This is a genomic window from Roseomonas sp. F4, from assembly GCF_053891155.1.
Genome location: NZ_JBSSHK010000001.1, coordinates 849,383 through 866,508 on the forward strand (window position 1 = coordinate 849,383; position 17,126 = coordinate 866,508).

15 protein-coding genes and 1 tRNA gene are annotated in these 17,126 nt (G+C 68.0%); 4 read left to right on the forward strand and 12 right to left on the reverse strand.

From position 1 onward, the window contains the following. Positions 1-3: 3 nt before the first annotated feature. The 7 genes from ACVFYP_RS04060 to ACVFYP_RS04090 all read right to left on the reverse strand — a co-directional run bounded on the left by ACVFYP_RS04060 (position 4) and on the right by ACVFYP_RS04090 (position 7,112). Entirely contained in the window at positions 4-801 is a 798-nt protein-coding gene (locus tag ACVFYP_RS04060; RefSeq protein WP_499198841.1) for a YdcF family protein, read from the reverse strand. Beyond that, positions 801-1,673 carry a glycosyltransferase family 2 protein gene (locus ACVFYP_RS04065; RefSeq protein WP_499198842.1) on the reverse strand — a complete coding sequence of 291 codons (873 nt, stop codon included), beginning with the start codon at positions 1,671-1,673 and terminating at the stop codon, positions 801-803. The genes ACVFYP_RS04060 and ACVFYP_RS04065 overlap by 1 nt, the downstream gene beginning before the upstream one ends. Beyond that, entirely contained in the window at positions 1,673-2,563 is an 891-nt protein-coding gene (locus ACVFYP_RS04070; RefSeq protein ID WP_499198843.1) for a glycosyltransferase family 2 protein, read from the reverse strand. Before ACVFYP_RS04070 ends, ACVFYP_RS04065 begins: the two co-directional genes overlap by 1 nt. Continuing rightward, entirely contained in the window at positions 2,560-3,705 is a 1,146-nt protein-coding gene (locus ACVFYP_RS04075; RefSeq protein WP_499198844.1) for a glycosyltransferase, read from the reverse strand. Before ACVFYP_RS04075 ends, ACVFYP_RS04070 begins: the two co-directional genes overlap by 4 nt. Next, positions 3,702-4,748, reverse strand: coding sequence for a glycosyltransferase family 4 protein (locus ACVFYP_RS04080; RefSeq protein ID WP_499198845.1), 1,047 nt, complete (start codon positions 4,746-4,748; stop codon positions 3,702-3,704). The genes ACVFYP_RS04075 and ACVFYP_RS04080 overlap by 4 nt, the downstream gene beginning before the upstream one ends. Continuing rightward, entirely contained in the window at positions 4,745-6,265 is a 1,521-nt protein-coding gene (locus tag ACVFYP_RS04085) for a flippase (protein WP_499198846.1), read from the reverse strand. Before ACVFYP_RS04085 ends, ACVFYP_RS04080 begins: the two co-directional genes overlap by 4 nt. 115 nt (positions 6,266-6,380) lie before the next feature. Further along, a complete protein-coding gene (locus ACVFYP_RS04090) occupies positions 6,381-7,112 on the reverse strand; it encodes a sugar transferase (RefSeq protein ID WP_499198847.1) in 732 nt (243 codons plus the stop codon). 272 nt (positions 7,113-7,384) lie between these two features. Here ACVFYP_RS04090 and ACVFYP_RS04095 point away from each other — a divergent pair, with 272 nt between their 5' ends. Beyond that, positions 7,385-7,552 (forward strand): hypothetical protein, encoded by a 168-nt coding sequence (locus tag ACVFYP_RS04095; RefSeq protein ID WP_499198848.1) that lies wholly within the window; start codon positions 7,385-7,387, stop codon positions 7,550-7,552. A 113-nt stretch (positions 7,553-7,665) separates the two neighbouring features. Then, positions 7,666-9,213, forward strand: coding sequence for a DUF6311 domain-containing protein (locus ACVFYP_RS04100; RefSeq protein WP_499199537.1), 1,548 nt, complete (start codon positions 7,666-7,668; stop codon positions 9,211-9,213). A 2-nt stretch (positions 9,214-9,215) separates the two neighbouring features. Here ACVFYP_RS04100 and ACVFYP_RS04105 read toward each other — a convergent pair whose 3' ends face one another. Then, the gene (locus ACVFYP_RS04105) at positions 9,216-10,220 is read right to left on the reverse strand and encodes a glycosyltransferase family 2 protein (RefSeq protein WP_499198849.1); all 1,005 of its coding nucleotides are present in this window, start codon (positions 10,218-10,220) and stop codon (positions 9,216-9,218) included. An 80-nt stretch (positions 10,221-10,300) separates the two neighbouring features. Between ACVFYP_RS04105 and ACVFYP_RS04110 the strand changes: the two genes are divergently transcribed. Continuing rightward, the gene (locus ACVFYP_RS04110; RefSeq protein ID WP_499198850.1) at positions 10,301-10,756 is read left to right on the forward strand and encodes a MarR family winged helix-turn-helix transcriptional regulator; all 456 of its coding nucleotides are present in this window, start codon (positions 10,301-10,303) and stop codon (positions 10,754-10,756) included. A 15-nt stretch (positions 10,757-10,771) separates the two neighbouring features. Here the strand turns inward: ACVFYP_RS04110 and ACVFYP_RS04115 are convergent, their stop codons facing one another. Together ACVFYP_RS04115 and ACVFYP_RS04120 are read right to left on the reverse strand one after the other, a co-directional pair. Next, positions 10,772-12,547, reverse strand: a complete 1,776-nt coding sequence (locus ACVFYP_RS04115; protein WP_499198851.1) for an AIPR family protein — start codon at positions 12,545-12,547, stop codon at positions 10,772-10,774. A 90-nt stretch (positions 12,548-12,637) separates the two neighbouring features. Then, the gene (locus ACVFYP_RS04120; protein ID WP_499198852.1) at positions 12,638-13,594 is read right to left on the reverse strand and encodes a radical SAM protein; all 957 of its coding nucleotides are present in this window, start codon (positions 13,592-13,594) and stop codon (positions 12,638-12,640) included. 178 nt (positions 13,595-13,772) lie between these two features. Between ACVFYP_RS04120 and ACVFYP_RS04125 the strand changes: the two genes are divergently transcribed. Further along, positions 13,773-13,847: transfer RNA gene (locus tag ACVFYP_RS04125), tRNA-Thr, on the forward strand. 29 nt (positions 13,848-13,876) lie between these two features. Here ACVFYP_RS04125 and ACVFYP_RS04130 read toward each other — a convergent pair. Together ACVFYP_RS04130 and ACVFYP_RS04135 are read right to left on the reverse strand one after the other, a co-directional pair. Further along, positions 13,877-16,657 carry a hybrid sensor histidine kinase/response regulator gene (locus ACVFYP_RS04130; RefSeq protein ID WP_499198853.1) on the reverse strand — a complete coding sequence of 927 codons (2,781 nt, stop codon included), beginning with the start codon at positions 16,655-16,657 and terminating at the stop codon, positions 13,877-13,879. Then, complete coding sequence (locus ACVFYP_RS04135; RefSeq protein WP_499198854.1) at positions 16,654-16,899, reverse strand: thioredoxin domain-containing protein; 246 nt, start codon at positions 16,897-16,899, stop codon at positions 16,654-16,656. Before ACVFYP_RS04135 ends, ACVFYP_RS04130 begins: the two co-directional genes overlap by 4 nt. Positions 16,900-17,126: the final 227 nt, after the last annotated feature.

Sequence of the window (17,126 nt, forward strand, 5' to 3'; positions counted from 1 at the left end):
GGGTCACGGCCCCGGAAACCACGCCCCCGTCCGCCCGGTCAGCCAGTAGACCGTCAGCCCTACCCATTCCCGCAGCGCCCATTCCGCCTGGTTGAGCCTGGTGGGGAAGGGGTTGTCCCACCACAGCGCGGGATCGTCCCCGGTCGTGTAGTTCACCGGCCAGGGCACCACCTGCCACCCCGCTGCCCGGAACACGCCGACCGAGCGCGGCATATGGCTGGCGGAGGTCACCAGCAGCCAGGTCTCGCCGGGCTGGGGATTCAGCAGGCGGTGGGTGAAGACGGCGTTTTCATGCGTGTTGCGGCTTTCATTCTCCAGCACCAGCCGGTCCGCCGGCAGGCCGAGCTGGGTGAACAGCAGCCGCGCCGTCTCGGCCTCCGTCGGGCCGGACTGGTCGATGGCGGCGGTGCCGCCGGTGAAGACCAGCCGCGCCCGCGGATAGCGCAGCGACAGCGCCACACCTTCCGTCATCCGCTCCGCCGCGCCGTTCAAGGCGGGGATGCCGCGGGCGGCGGTCATGCGCTGTTCCACCGCGCCGCCCAGCACGATGATGCCTGTCACCTCCGCGGGCGGTGTCGCCGGACGGGGGAAGCGGTTTTCCAGCGGCAGGGTCAGCAGCGCCGCGACGGGCAGGGCGAAGACCGCGACATACCAGCCGAGGCCCAGAGTCAGCGGCCAGCGTCCGAAGCGCCGGCCACGCCAGACCAGCACCAGCCCCAGAACCGCCAGGGCCAGCGCCAGCGTGTTCGGCCGCAGCAGCGCCCAGACCAGCTTGGAGACGAAGAAGAAGGCGTCGTCCATCACAGCTCCAGGATGCGCATGGGATGCGCCCGGCCGCGCAGCAGGTCGAACAGCGCGATCAGATTGCCCCGCAGCCGCCCGAAGCGGTCCACATGCGGCTCCGGCGCCAGGGAGCGCAGCGCGTTCATGGCGGTGTGGCGCGCGGCGGAAGGGATGGCATGGCTCCAGGGGAAGGTGCCCTTGCGCGCCAGATAGACCGGGTTCGCCACCTGGCTGTAGCCGAGCCGGAGGCCGGAGACCCGCCCCGACTTGCTGCCGAGATGCACGCCCCGCGCCCCTTCCAGCCGCAGGATGGACCCATGCCGGCCCAAGGCCCGCGTCACGTCGATATCCTCGTACCAGCCATAAAGCGGCAGGGCCTCATCCACCCGGATGCCGTGCGCGCGCAGCGGGGCGAGCCGAAAAGCCATGTTGCAGCCATATCCGTTGAAATGCGGCGCCACCGCCATGCGGTCCGCCGGCGGCGCATCGGCTACCAGCACGGCGCGGCCTTCCGCCACGCTCAGCCCCGGCCCCTTTGCCCCGTCCGCGATCACGGTGCCGGTGGTGACGACACAGTCGGGATGCGCGGCGAGCACCGCCTCCGTCACCGCCAGATAGTCGGGGGCCGGCAGGAAGTCGTCGTCGAGGAACAGCACCGCGTCGCAATCGGTGAGCCGGTCCAGGATGGCGTTGCGCTGGCGCGGCAGGCCGGCGGGGCTGGCCAGGAATTCCACCTGGGGAAAGCGCGCCGGCAGGCCGGCCACGTCGTCCTCCGTCACATGGCAGACCACCACGCGGTCGGGCGCGCGTGTCTGCCGGGCAAGCTCGGTCAGAACCTCGCCCAGAATCGCGGCGCGGCCGCGCGTGGCGATGCCGATGGCAAGGCGCATCAGGGCGAGTCCGGCTTCTGGCCCTGGATGGCGGGCCGGATGCGGCCCGCGGTCGCGTCCCCCCGCAGAAAGCCGCGCAGCCGGCCCAGAAAGGTCATGCCGTAATAGGCCGCATCGCGCGGCCGCAGCTTCGCGAGGCTCAGCGCCAGCCCGCCCAGCGGGCGGATGGCGAAGGGCATCCAGACGGCGGCCGGCACCGAATGGCGGCGCAGCGCGAAGCCGAGCCCGGCGCCGTAGAGCCAGGCCCGCGCCACCGCCACTTCCGATAGCCGCTTGTCCGGATGGATGATGCGCAGGCTGGGATCGTAGATCGCCTTGTGGCCCACGGTGACCGCGCGCAGCACCAGGTCGTTGCCCTCGGCCGAGCCCAGCTTGGTGCCCGGCCCCATCTCATCATCGAAGCCGCCGAGCCGCAGCGCCAGGTTGCGGCGGAGCCAGAGGTTGAATTCGATGATGCTGGTCCAGGCATTTTCCGGCGTGATGGGCCCGCCCTCCTGCCGCCAACGGCCGGAACCGAGGCCGCCGGCGGGGCTTTCCGCCGGGCCGGTCAGGATGGTCAGCGCCGGATCGGCGTCGAAGGCCGCCGCCACGCGGTCCAGCAGCAGCGGCGGATAGAGGCAGTCATCATCCGGGAAGCTGACCAGCTCCCCGGCTGCCAGGCGCAGGCCGAGGTTGCGCGCATGATTGGCGCGGGCGACGGAGGAACGCAGATGCGTCAGGCTGAGACGCTCCGTGAAGGGCGCCAGCAACGGGGCGAGGCGGCCATCCTCATTCTGGTCGACCACGATCACCTCGATATCGTCGCGCCCCTGGGCGGTGACGCTGTCGAGGAATTCCACCAGCTCCGTCGTCCGGCCGCGCGTCGCGACCACCAGGCTGAAGCGGATCATGGCGCGGCCACCTCGCCGGCCATGGGTGGTGTCAGCCCGCGCGCCGCGCAGGCCTCCGCCACCAATGCCCGCATGCGGTCGCGGAACACGGTGCGGGAGAAGCGCTCGGCATTGGCGCGGCAGGCCTCGGGCGCGATGGCGAGGGTCTCGAAGCGGTTCACGGCGGCGATCAGGCTGGATGCCTCCTGGCGGGGAAAAAGAACGCCGGTGATGTCCGGCTGCACGATGTCGGTGGCGCCGCCGCGGCCATAGGCGATCAGCGGCGTGCCGCAGGCCTGCGCTTCCACCATGCCGATGCCGAAATCCTCCTCCGCCGTGAAGACGAAGGCGCGGGCATGGGCCAGCAGCGCGACCAGATCGGGCTGGCTGACGCGGCCCTTGATCTCGATGTTGGGGGCATTGCCCGCGGCTTCGCGCACCCGGCCCATTTCGGGGCCGTCACCGGCGATGATCAGGCGCCGGTCGGGCATTTGGCGAAAGGCCTCGGCGATCAGGTCGATGCGCTTATAGGGCACCATGCGGGAGGCAATGACATAGGCATCCCCCTTCACCGGCTGGAAGGGAAAGCCTTCCAGATCCACCGGCGGATGCACCACCACGCTTTCCCGCCGCCAGGATTTGCGGATGCGCTCCGCGATCCAGGCGCTGTTGGCGGCGATGACATCCGGCCGGGCGCCGGAAGCGAAATCCCAGGCCCGCATGCGGCCCAGGAGCCAGCGCGTCAGCGCGCCCTTCACGCCCGACTCCATCCGCGCCTGGCGCAGATACTGGTGCTGAAGGTCCCAGGCATAGCGCATCGGGCTGTGCACATAGCTCACATGCAGCGTCCCCGGCCCGGTCAGCACCCCCTTGGCGACGGCGTGGGAGGAGGACAGGACCAGATCGTAGCTGGAGAGGTCGAATTGTTCCACCGCCAGCGGCATCAGCCCGAGATAGTAGCGGAACCAGCGCCGTGCCCGGGGCAGGCGCTGGATGAAGGAGGTGGTGGGCACCCGCCCGCCGAGGAAATGGCGCTCCGACTCCGGCAGGAAGTCGCAGACCGCGTAGAGATCGGCCTCGGGAAAGATCGCAAAGAGCTGTTCCAGCACACGCTCGGACCCGGCGTAGCTGTCGAGCCATTCATGGACGATCGCGATCCTCATCGATGCTCCATCACAGCGAGCAACCGGTCCGCGGCGGCGGGCCAGGAATAGGTGGCGGCGCGGGCACGGCCGGCCTGGCGCAGCTTTTCCGCCAGCAGGGGTTCGTCGAGCAAGCGGGTCAGGGCCGCGGCGGGGCTGCGCGGCCCCTCCGCGTCGAACCACAAAGCGGCGTCGCCGCAGACTTCCGGCACCGCGCCGGCTTCCGCCGCCAGCACCGGGCAGCCGCACCACATCGCCTCCAGCGGCGGCAGGCCAAAGCCTTCGTAGCGGGAGGGGAAGATCAGGCAGAGCGCGTTTTCATAGAGCGCCCGGAGCTCGCCATCGCTGACCCGGCCCAAGGCGAGGGCGGCATCGACATCGCTGGCATTGCGGAAGACGCTGGCATCGGCGGCGCCCGCCACGGCGAGCTTCAACCCGCGCGCGGCCAGCAGCGCCACCGCCTCCCGCAACGCATCCAGGTTCTTGTGCGCGGCGCGGGTGCCGACGGCCAGCACGAAGCGGCTGGGTTGCAGCCCGTGCTTCGTCAAGACGCCAGGCTCCGCCGCATCCCGAAGCGCGTGCTCGCCGCCTTCCGCCACCACGGCGATACTGGCAGCGGGCAGCCCGAGATGCAGGGCAAGTCGGGCGCGGGAAAATTCAGAGACGGTGACGATCCGCGCGCCGCGGCGCGGCAGGGTCCAGTGCAAGGCGCGGTACCAGGCGCGGAAGGCGAAGGAATAGCTTTCGGGCGTGTCGAAGACTCCGGCGTCGTGGATCACCACGGTCTGCGCGGCGCCGAGGCGCAGCGGCGCGGTATTGCCCAGGTTCAACAGATGCTGGCCCGCGACGGCGCCGGGCAGGTCGAATTGTTCCCAGGCCTGGCCGGTGCGCCGCCCGATCCGCTCCACCGGCAGGCCGGCGAAGTCGGCCGGCGCATCGGGCGGGGCGAGCAGGCGGATCGGCGTGGCGGTGGCGGCGAGGGCCGCCGTCACCTCCCGCGCGAAGCGCTGCACGCCGCTCAGCTTCTGGGTCAGGAAACGGGCGTTGATGGCGAGAGGTGTCATGCGGGTTCCCCGCGCAGCACGGCGCGGATGCGCCAGGGGCGGCGTAACAACCCGCGCGCGTCGCGGCGCTCGGCCTCGGTCAGGGCCAGAAGGCCGGCGGCGGCGAATGCGGCGAGCGCCAAGACAGCGAGCGGAATCGGCAGCAGGCCGGGCAGCAGGATGGCGAGGCCCAGCCCGCCGGCGAAGAGCGGCCAGGCGAGCTGGCGCGCCGCCACGCCGGCGGCAGGATACAGCCGCCCGACCAGGAACAGCCGCCCGAAAACATCGGTGGCGCAGCGCAGCGCCCAGGCGGCGGCCGCGCCCTCGATGCCGATCCAGACCAGCAGCAGCGCCGAGAGCGGCAGGAAGACCAGCGCCTGCAACAACTGCCATTTGGCATTGGCATCCGGCCGCCCGATCGCATCCAGCAGCGCACCCGGCGCGAAGGCGGCGCAGGAGAAGAAGACGCCGACCGAGAGGATCTGCAGCACCCGCCCGCCGCCGGCGGCGAAATCGGCGCCGAGCCAGAGGCGCAGGATCTCCGGCCCCCAGATCACCAGCACGAGGCAGGCCGGCAGCACCGCCGCCATCACCAGCAGCGCGCCACGGCGCAACAGCCCGGCGGTGGCCTCGCTGTGGGAGAGATAGGCGCTGGCCATGGCCGGCAGCAGCGCCTGGGACACCGCCACGGGCAGAATCCACATGCGCATCACCAGATCGAGCGGCGTGGCGTAATAGGCGACGGCGGCCAGGGTCAGCAGCGCACCCACCAGGAAGCGGTCGGCATAGAGCAGCGCCTGGGTCAGCACGCCGGAGGCGCTCATCCACCCGCCCATGCGCAGCAGGGGCGCGATCAGCGGCCAGCGCGGCCAGGTCGGGCGCAGGCCCGGCAGGTCCCAGCGCGCCAGCCAGGCGTAGGACAGGGTATTGGCCAGCCGGCAGGCGAGCAGCGCCAGGATCACGCCGACCAGGCTCTGCCAGACCAGCAGCACAAGCACCGGGCCGAGATAGTAGAAGATGGCCACCGGGATCGCCGCCAGATTGGCTTCCTTGAACCGCTGATGCGCGGCCAGTGTGCCCCAGAGCGCGGCGTTCACCACGACCAGCGGCGCGGCGGCGCACAGCCAGCGGAAGGCGGTGATGGCCTCGGCCTGCAAATCCGGCGGGGTGTTCAGCACGCCCGTGACCAGGGCGGGGACGAAGGCGAAGGCGGCGGCGGCGATGACGGCGCTCAGCAGGAACAGGGCGCTGATCGCGGCGCCGGCGAGTTCCGCCGCGCCCTCGATCTCCCCGGCGCCGATGCGGGCGGAGAGCGCCCGGGTCAGCGCCGCGCCGACGCCGAGGTCGAAGACCCCGAAGACGCCGACCAAAGCGAGGGCCAGGGTGAAAAGACCCCAGCGATCAATGCCCATCTGGGCCACGAGAATGGGGGTGAGTGCCAGCGCCAGCAGCAGCGGCAGGCCGCGCCCGGCGGCATTCCAAAGGGTCCCGGAGAGAAGTCGCCCGCCGGAGGCGCGTTGTTCGGCCGAATGGGCCATGACCTGCGCCGTTCCTGCCTGGTCGGCGGCGGGGGCCGCCGATCCCTGGTGTCTCATGCCGCGCGGTATGCCCCGCGCGGCACCGGATGGGAAGGCACGCGGAGGGGATGCGACCTCAGTAGGCGCCGCGCCGGGCCAAAACCGCCTTCGGGGTGCGCAGCAGGATGGCGATATCGCCCAGCAGCGAGTGGTGGCGGGCATAGGCCACGTCCAGCGCCACGCGCTGGGCGTAGGAGGTGTCGTTGCGGCCGCCGACCTGCCAGGGGCCGGTGATGCCGGGGCGGACCGCCATGTAGTGCTGCGCGGCCGGGCCGTAATAGACCGCGAGCTCGGCGGACTGCACCGGGCGGGGGCCGACCAGGCTCATCTCGCCCTTCAGCACATTGATGATCTGCGGCAGCTCATCCAGCGAGGTGGCGCGGAGGAAGCGGCCGATGGCGGTGATGCGGGGGTCCGCCTTCAGCTTGCGGGTCGCTTCCCATTCGGCACGGGCCAGCGGGTCGCGGTCCAGCAGCTCCGCCAGTCGCCGGTCGGCATCCGCCACCATGGAGCGGAACTTCAGGCAGCCGAACAGGCGCCCGCCCCGGCCCACACGCTCATGCGCATAAAAGGCCGGGCCGCCATCCATCCGCACCAGCGCCGCGATCACCAGGAAGGCGGGCAGGCAGAACAGCAGCAGCGCGCCGGCGCCAAGGATGTCGAGCGCGCGCTTGGCCGCGGCCTGGAAGCCGACGGGCGTGGCAACGGCGGGGCCATGCGGCTCCGCGCCGGGAGCGGCATAGGTGAAGACGGAGCGCCGGGTTTCCGGTTCGCGAACAAGAGTTTGGACAACTTCCAGGCCGGGCATGGAGGGTCCTCGTGATCGGCGGGGGGCCGCAGCTTGTGTTGTGGGTCTGAACCCTGGCTGATCCGGATGGCCGCTTGGCCACGCCGTTTCAGGTCAGGACCCGTTCCCTTGATGAGAGAGATACGCATGGGGACGGGCGGGTTTGCGACGCGCTTGCGGCGGGATTGTGGCGGAGCCGAAAACTTCAGGAAATCCTTGGGCTTGCCCTTCAAAATATCATGATTGTGCCGCTTTTGCCTGCCCCCGCCGCCCCTTTTGCGCCATATTCGGGCATGCGCAACGCCCTGCACCTCCGTCCGACCACGGTTTTCCGGCTGCCGCCCCTGCCGCCGCACCGCCGTTTGGTGGACCGGCCGCCGCATGGCGGGGCGGCGCGAGGCATCGGCGTGGCCATGCTGCTCTCCACCTTGTTCTGGGTCGGGCTCGCCTGGGTGGTGTGATTTCCAGGGCTTTGGTGCTGCGGTAGAGAATCGACGCGCAGCCGAGGAACGCCCCCATCCTGACCGACCGCCAGGCCGCCCTGGCCTCCTACCTCGCGGCCCTTGCCCTTGGGCTGGGCCTCGTCCTCTGGGTGTTTCCGCTGGATGTGCTGTTTCCTGGCGCCGGGCTGGGCTGGCGGCCGGCGGGTGATGCCGCCCAGCATGTGGTGGCGCAGCGCTACCTGATCGCCGATGCCTGGCGCTGGCCGCCGACCATGGCGCTGAACCTGAACACCCAGGAAGGCGGCATGAACACCGCCTTCGCCGATTCCATCCCGCTGCTGGCGCTGACCCTGAAGGCGCTGCGCGGGTTGCTGCCGGAGGGGTTTCACGGCGTCGGCCTGTTCTACGGCCTGGCCTGGCTGGCTCAGCCCGTCGCGGCGGTGTGGGTGCTGCGCAGTGCCGGGGAGCGGCGGCTGCTGCCGGCGCTGGGTATCGCGCTGGCTGCCGCCTCCATGCCCGCCTGGATCGGGCGCTTCGGTCATGCGGCGCTCTGCGGGCATTTCCTGCTGCTGCTGGGGCTCGGCCTTTATCTGCGTCTGGTGACGCGGCCGGGGGTGGCGCTGTGGTTGTGTGCCGGGTTGCTGCAAGTCGTGGCCCTGCTGGTGCATCCGTATCTGGCCGCGATGACGCTGGCGTTGCTGGGCGCGGTGCCGGCGACGCGGCTGCTGCGGGGCGAGGCCTTCATCGGCCCGGCCCTGGCCGTCGCGGCCAGTTTTGTCGCGGCGGTCGGGGTGATGGCGGGGTTTGGCTATCTCGGCGCCGCCGGAGATGGCGGCTATGGGCAATTCGCCATGAACCTGCTCTCCCCGCTCTGGCCCGCGGGGTCGCTGCTGTCCGGCTGGCCCTGGTCGCCGCAGCTCGACGCCACCGGGCATGGCGGGTGGGAGGGGTATAACTGGCTCGGCGCCGGGCTGCTGGCGGCGCTGGTGCTGGGGCTGGCGCTGCGGCCCCGCATCGCCTTTCGCGGATTGCGCCGCCATGCGGGGCTGGCGGTGGTGCTGCTGGCGCTGACGGCGCTGGCCGTGTCCTTCCAGGTCGGTTTTGGCGATCGGATCGTGCTGGATCTCGGCCCGCCGCCGGCGGCGCTGGAGCAGTTCCGCGCCTCCGGCCGATTCTTCTGGCCGGTGGCCTATGGGCTGCTGCTGGCGGGCATGGTGCTGCTGGCGCGGGCAGGCCGCGTCGGGCCGGCGCTGTGCCTGGTGGCGGGGCTGCTGCAATTCGCCGATGCCGCGCCGCTGCGCGCCGCCATCGCCAACTGGGCCCAGGCCCGCCCGGCCTGGTCCTTCGACGCCGCCGCGCTGCGCGCCGAGCTGGCGGGGGCGGAGCGCCTGACCCTGCTGCCGAGCTGGCGCTGCGTGCCGGCGGCGGATCACGCGACCTTCGGCCTGCTGTTGGAAACGCTGGCTTTGGCAGCGGAGCATCCCGTGCCGGTCAGCACCATGTATGTCGCCCGCTGGCGCGTGCCGCCCGCCTGTCGCGATGCCGCCCTGGCCAGCGCGCCGCTGGCGCCCGGGGAGGTCCGGCTGATCCTGCCCGCGGCCCAGGCGGAGCTCGCCCCGCTGGTGCCGGAGGGGGCGGACCGCTGCCGCCCGCTCGGCCCCTTCCTGGCCTGTCGTTAGTTCTACGCCGGGGGGCTTTCGCTCGGCACGTGCCGTTCCACGATATAAAGCGGCCGGCGCTTGGTCTCGTTGAAGACCCGGCCGAGATACTCGCCGATGATGCCCAGCGTCATCAGCTGCACCCCGCCCAGGAACAGCACCACCGCCATCAGGCTGGGATAGCCGGCGACCGGATTGCCGAAGAGCACGGTGCGGATGATGAGCTGCACGCCGTAGATGACGGCGCCGAAGGCGGTGAACAGGCCGAGATAGGTAGCGACCTTCAGCGGGCCGACGGTGAAGGCGGTGATCCCCTCCAGCGACAGGTTCCACAGCCGCCAGTAATTCCACTTCGTCTCCCCGGCCGCCCTCGGCGCGCGGTCGTACAGCACGGGGATGGAGGGGAAGCCGACCCAGGCGAAGAGGCCCTTCATGAAGCGATGCTGTTCGCGCAGCGCCAGCAGCGCATCCAGCGCGCGGCGGCTCATCAACCGGAAATCGCCGGTATCGGCCGGCAGGTCCACCTTGCCGCCGATGCGCTTCATCACCCGGTAGAAGCCGGCGGCCGTGGCCTTCTTCAGCCAGGTCTCGCCTTCCCGCGCGCGGCGCTTCGCATAGGCCACGTCATAACCCTGGCGCCAGGCGGCGACGAAGTCCGGAATCACCTCCGGCGGGTCCTGCAGATCGGCGTCGATGACGATGACGGCCTGTTCCGCCGCGGCATGGTCCAGCCCGGCGGTCAGGGCGATTTCCTTGCCGAAGTTGCGGCTGAGATTGACCACGGCCACCCGGCTGTCCTGCATCCGCAGCGCCAGCATCAGGGACAGCGTGGCGTCGCGGGAGCCGTCATTCACATAGACCACCTCCCACGGCAGGCCGATGGCTTCCATCACCGGCACCAGCCGGGCATGGAAGGCGGGCAGCACCTCCTCCTCATCATAGGCGGGCACGACGACGGAGAGCGCCGGCCGGACGGTGCCGAGGAGGGGGGAGGTGAGGGGCGGAATCGGGGCGAGCTCGCTGGGCATGATGCCATCCTGGCACAGGCTTGCGGCGAATCCGGGGCGGCGATTGACGCGCCTGCGCCCCGCCGCGAGACTCCCTTGCGATGAGCCCCCCCGCGCCCGCCACCATCCGGGACCTGCTGTCCTACCGCATCCACCGGCTGGCCAATGCGCTGAGCCGCGGGGCGGCGCGCCGCTACCGCGATGAATTCGGCGTCACCCTGATGGAATGGCGCATCCTGGCGCTGCTGGGCGGCTTCGCGCCGCTGACGCTGGGCGACCTGGCGCGGGAGAGCGGGCTGGACAAGGCGCAGGCGAGCCGGGCCGTGAAGGCACTGGTGACGCGCGGGCTGGTGGAACGCGCGACGGGCGCCGATGCGCGGGAAGTGGCGCTGCGCCTTTCGGCGGAGGGTGTGCGGGTTCAGGAGGGGCTGATGCAGGCCGCCCGCGAGCGCGACGCGGCCTTTCGGGGGGCGATGCCGGCGGAGACCTTGGCCGTGCTGGAGGAGGCGATTCGGTTATTGCAGGCGGAGGCGCGGAGGCAGACGCCGAAGGGGTAGGCGCAAAATGAACTACTAAATCTTATTTTTTCCATGGGCCGCGCCGATTTTTTCTTTGAACGGGGCAAAAAACGCCTCCGACCGGATTGCATCGCGTACCTTCTCTTGGCTGGCAAGGCCAAGTGCGCTCAAGCCGTCTTCAATAGCCGCGACAATTTCATGTATCTCTTGTTTAAGCGAGTCTTCATCCCTCGCCAACGCTATCAGAGCCTCGGCGATCAGCGGAATTTTGTTAGTCTTCATTCCGAAGACGTTTTGCGATTTTGTTATCCTCATTCCGATTCCAGCTAAAATGTAATAGCGAAATGTCTTGCTGCTATTAGCTAGGCGCTGGTTTCTCCAGAGAAATTCTAGTCGATAGTAAAGATAGGCCACTGCGTGGTAAATTCGGACGTCATGGTCATCAAGAAATATTTGATTGTCGTACTCAGATAAAATTCCTCTGTAATCTCTTGCTGCGCGCTGGGGTTGGAATAATAAGCACGCGGCAACTGCCTTCATCAAGACGGACGGCTGCATGATTCGCGTCCGCTCAACCTGCTGACCTCGGTACTGATTTTCTCGCCGTTCAAAATAAATAATCTGTTCAATATCCAGGCTGCGGCAATATTCTTCGAAATTTTTCATAAACGGCCGAAGCGCCCAGAACTGCTCGTCTCGCACTGGATTCTGCCGATTGGTGCCAATAATGATCGACGAAACAAAGCTGTCGTCTCGCGAACCAATCAAACGAAAAGGTACATGGATCGTCGTCGCGAGTTGCTCATTACCAATCTCTCCGTCAGGTTCTCCATATACCAAATCAAAAATCACATTGCTGGTTTGGCATCCATTTACAATCTGAAAATCCTCGAGTTTGAATTTATCTCCTGTTCTGTCGATATTTTTCGAGACAACTGTTATGCCGTTATTGCGGAACACAAACTCGCTTCCGCCATCGGCTCGAACGCTTTCTTTTATAGCCGTGTTGATTTTTGATTTTGCATCATAGTCGCGAATATTATCGAAAAATACTGCTCGGTTTATTCCAAGAATTTGGCCGTGTTCGTCGCGAAGCGTCACAAGTTTTAAAAGATTAGTTGCGTCGATGTAGCCGATATATGCCTCATCAACATGCTCGTTACTTGGCATGACTACGTTGCGACTAAGGTTAATCTCTACCTCGACCGAGGTTGTGGCTGCGCGATACCATTGTTGTAGCTCACGCGCTCCAACCATCTCCACTTTGATGGCGCCATCTTCAAATATATTTAATTCGGTGAGCTGCTGCTTGAAGGCGGTCCTGAGTTTTTCGATTCTTATAGGCTGTTCATAATTGCCAGTCGTTATATAGTAGCAGCTAATTTTGGGATTGCGCCGACTAATTCCCTTCTCATAGACGGCTTCCATGGCTCCGATCAGATCGTCTATGGCTTCACTTTCGCCCTTCAGGTCCCCGTTAAAAAAAGATGAGACTGCATCAAAAAATTTTGATATATCGCCGTAGTCGTACGACGGGCTTGTTTTGGCTTGGAAAAAAATAAACTCGACAGATGGATTTTTAATTGTGAGTAGCTTGTCTTCTGCTTCTTGCCGGTTTCTGACGGCCTCACCTTGCACAACAACAGCTATGCCATCTACCCCGAATTCGTTGCCCTGAAGGTGTGCGTCGTAAGCATCAATCGTCTCACCCAAAAGGCCAGTAAGCGTTGCGAAGATAGCAAAAATCTCGAACTGGTTTTCTGGCGTTTCGCCGGAGATGTTATGTAATCTCGAAAAATCGCGTAGCTGCGCTCGAATAACCGGGTTCATAGGAATTTCCGTGCGGTTACAAAATATGCTTTCAGGCTGACCTGAGCGTTGCATGATCGGTATGTTTTCGCAAGGGCTGGGAACGGGGCATCACCGCGAACAGCTCGCCCCCCCCAACACGCAAAACTTCGCGCAATGCGGGTGGTTCAGCGCCACCGGCCGGGCCGCCTCCGCCAGCGTCGCCCCCAGTTCGAATTGCGGGTCGTAGGGCAGCAGGGTGCAGGCCACCACCGCGGGGCGGGCCGCGCCGCGCCGCTTCACCACCATGCGGGACGAAGCGCACATCATCTGGTCCGGGTGCTTGCCCAAGATGCCCCAGCAGGCCTCGGTGATCTCCGGCACATCCACCGAGGCGTCCATTTCGGGAAACAGCATCAGCGCCACCGGATCGGCGGCGTCCAACGGAATGGCGTGGTCCGCAAAAAGCCGGGCGAAGCCGGCGCGCATCGCCGCCTCATTCTCCCCGCCAAAGCTGGCGCGGCCGGCGACGTTGACGCAAAAACCCTCGCGGGCCAGCCAGCGCAGCCCTTCCATGGCCAGGCCAAAACTGCCTTCGCCACGTTCAAAATCGTGATGCGCGGCGGTGTGGTGGTCCAGGCTGACGCGCAGCACCAGGCGGTCCGGCCCAAAACGGTCGCGCAGCGCCAGCAGCCCGGCCGCGCGGCGGGTCATCGGCCGCATGGCATTGGTCAACACCAGCGCCCGCAGATCGCCGGGGCGGGCCAGCACATCGGCCAGCATCGGCAGCATGTCCGGGTTCATGAAGGGCTCGCCGCCGGTAAAGCCCACCTCCCGCAGTCCCTGGGCCTCGTCCAGGAAGGTCGCGACCTCGGCGGCGGTCAGATAGACCAGCGCATCGTTGCGCGGGCTGCTTTCGATGTAGCAGGCGCGGCAGGTGATGTTGCACAGCGTGCCGGTGTTGAACCACAGAGTCTCCAGCCCCGCCGGCGCCACCGAGGCCCGGCGCTCCCCCTTGGCTGTGGTCACGGGGTCCTGGAATTTGCCGGGGGCGAGGGGACGCGGCAGCGTCTCGGTCAGGTGCGACAAGCGGCAATCCTTGCTGAAGGGCTGTTCGGGCTTCGCCGACTTCGGCGCCCGGGTTACGTTGTCCGTCTCCATCTGGCGATGGCGCCGCGAATTGTCAGCCGCCGAAAGACCCGCGCACAGGGGGTTGCGGCGGCCCGGCTGAACCGCTACGAACCCGCACCCTAAGGCGTCCCGGTACGCTGCTGTAGCTCAGTGGTAGAGCACTCCCTTGGTAAGGGAGAGGTCGACAGTTCAATCCTGTCCAGCAGCACCATTCGCCCTTCCGCCGCGCCGCGCGCGGCCTCATCCCAGCCCATCCAGAACCGATCGCAGCTTCTCCGCCAGCACCTGGCGTCGATAGGGCTTGTTTAGCAGCGGCAGCGTGGCGCCCTGGATATCCGGGCGGGCCAGGGGCGGGTCGTTGTAGCCGCTGGTCAGCAGCACGCGCAGGCCCGGCCGCAGCTCCTGCGCCAGGGCGGCCAGCTCCGGCCCGTTCATGCCGCCGGGCATGACGATATCCGTGAACAGCAGCGCGAAGCCCGCATCCTGGTGCAGCGCGGCCAGCGCCTCTGCCGCATCCGGCACGTCGGTGACCTGATAGCCCAGATCGCGCAGCAGGCCGGCCACGTGAATCCGCACCGCCGCGTCATCCTCCACCACCAGAATCCGCTCCTCGCCACCCCGCAGCTCGGCCTCGATCGGGGCCGCGCTCTCGGCGGGAAGCTCGCCGGGGGCAGGGGGCAGAAACATGCGGACCCGGGTGCCCTTTCCGGGTTCGGAGTGGATGGCGACATGCCCGCCCGACTGCTTCATGAAGCCAAAGACCATGCTGAGGCCGAGCCCGCTGCCCTGGCCGACCTCCTTGGTGGTGAAGAAGGGCTCGAAGGCGTGCGCCACCACATCCGGCGTCATGCCGGTGCCGGTGTCGCTGACCTGGAGCATGATGTAGTCGCCCGGCGTCACCTCCCCCTCGATCCGCGCATAGGCGGCGTCCAGGCGCACCATGCCGGTCTCGATCAACAGGCGGCCGCCGTCGGGCATGGCGTCGCGCGCATTGATGCAGAGATTCAGCACCGAGGTTTCCAGCTGCGGCGCATCGATCATCGCCAGGCTGAGATCGGGCGCGGTGCGAATCTCCATCGCCACCTGCGCGCCGATGGTCCGCCGCAGCATCTGGCCGAGGCCGGTCAGCAGCGCATTCACATCGACCGGCTTCGGGTCCAGCGCCTGGCGGCGGGAAAAGGCCAGCAGCCGGCCGGTGAGCGCCGCCGCGCGTTCGGCCGCGGCGATGCTCATCTCCGCCATCTGGCGCAGCTCCGACCCTTGGGCGAGGCCATCGGCCAGCATTTCGGAATTGCCGAGGATCACCGTCAGCAGGTTGTTGAAGTCATGCGCGACGCCGCCGGTCAGCTGGCCGATCGCCTCCAGCCGCTGTGCCTGGCGCAGCCGCTGCTCCAGCTCCAGGCGTTCGGTGATGTCGGTCTGCACGGCGAGGATGGCGCGCGGGGTGCCATCCTCGTGCCGCACCAGGGTCCAGCGCGCCTCCACCACCAGGGCGCTGCCCTCCCGCCGATGCTGCCGCAACTGGCCGGTCCAACGGCCGTCCCGCAGCACGGCCTGCATGGCGGTGGCGAGAAGGTCCGGCTCTCCGCCCACGAGGCTGGCGGCAGGGCGGCCCAGCGCCTCATCCACCCGCCAGCCATACAGCCGCTGCGCGCCCTGGTTCCAGTAATGGATGCGCTGGTCGATGCCCTGCACCAGGATCGCATCCTGCACCTGTTCCAGCAGCGCGGCCTGCTGTTCCAGCTGGGTCTGGTAGCGTCGGCGGTCGGTGATCTCGCGTTCGACGGAAACCCAGTGCGTGACGGTGCCGGCGACGTCCATCACCGGCACGATCTCCATCTCGATCCAGAATTCCTCGCCGGTCTTGCTGTAGTTCAGCAGCTCCGCCTGCACGGGGCGGGAGGCCTGGAGCGCGGCGCGGATGCGGTCCAGTTCCGCGCGTTGAGTCTTCGGCCCCTGCAACAGCCGCGGGGTCAGGCCCAGCACCTCGCCCGGCGTGTAGCCGGTGCGGCGCTGGAAGGCCTCGTTGGTGAAGACGATGCGCGGGCCGGGGTCGGACAGCGGCGCGCCCTCGGTGATCAGCACGATATGATTCAGCCGGGCGATGCAGGTCTCCAGCAGGCGCTGCCAATCCTCGCGCCGCCGGCGTTCGGTGATGTCGTGCAGCACCACGGTCAGGCCCTCGGCGGAGGGATAGGCCCGCATCTCCAGCCACTGGCCGGCCGCCCCCAGCGGGGCTTCGCAACCGCGCATTCGCCGGGTTTCCGTCGCGGCGCGCAGCGTCTCGCCGAAGCGCTCCGCCGGATCGAAGCCGGGAAGCGCGGCGATGGCGTGGCCCAGCAGCGCCTGCGCGGGCCGGTCGAACAGCGCCGCCGCGCGGTCGTTCACATGCGTCAGGCGGCCGGCCTGGTCGAGGGTGAAGAAGGCGTCGGAGATGCTGGCGACGGTGGCGGCCAGGCGGGCCGCGAGGCGCTCATTGGCGGCCTCCGTCGCCTTGCGGACGGAGATATCCTCGACGATCGCGACCAGGCCTTCCAGCGTCCCCTCATGGTCGCGCAAGGCGGAGACGCTGACCCGCGTCCAGAGGCTTGCGCCATCGCGCGTCAGGAAGCGCTTCTCCGCGACGAAGCCCTGCCGCAGGCCGCGCAGGATCTCCCGAATCAGCTCTCCGCAGTTGGAGGGATGGTTCGGGTCGTCCAACTCGGTCATGCGGCGGCCGAGCAATTCCTCCGCCCCGAAGCCGAGCATGGCGCAGAAGGCCGGGTTGACCTCCCGCAGGTGATGGTCGGCGTCGGTGCTGACGATGCCGACGGCGGCATTGCAGAAAATGTTCTGGAAAGTGCCGGCGGCGCGCAGGATGTCTTCCTGGGCCCGCGGCAGCAAATGGCGCTGGCCGAGGGGGTCGATCAGCGCATCCACCTGGCCGTCCGTCAGCTCCACCAGCCGCTGCTGGGTGGCCCTCAGGGTATCGAGCAGATCAAGGATCTCGGCCTGGCGTGTGCCGGGCTGGAGGGTGGTCATGGCGGCGCGACGGCCTGTGCCGCCAACAGCGCCGCCCGGTCTCCGAGGTCGCCCACCACCGCGACCGTGCCGGCTTCCGACAGGATCAGCAATTGCGGCGTCATCAGGACGCCATCGGCCAAGGCGCGGTCCGGACGCTGGTGGACATTCCCTGTCTCCATCGTCAATTCGGCCAGTGGCGGGCGGGAACTGGGACTGCTGTCGGCGATGTACAGCCGCAGCCGCGGGGCCTGGTCAGGCATCGGCGCCCGCCCCTGCCTCGATTCGCCCGCGCGGCGGCTCGCCCCGGGTGATCGCGTCGAGACAGGAAATCCCGGTCGGCGCCCTCGGCATGCAGCGCGGTTCCTGAGAAAGGACATGATGATGACGACCGGCCACCTTACCGGCAACGGCATTGGTCGTTGAGGGTGGGGCCTGGTCGCCGCGGGCGCGCAGACTAGGCCACAGGCACGGCAAATACATCAGCACG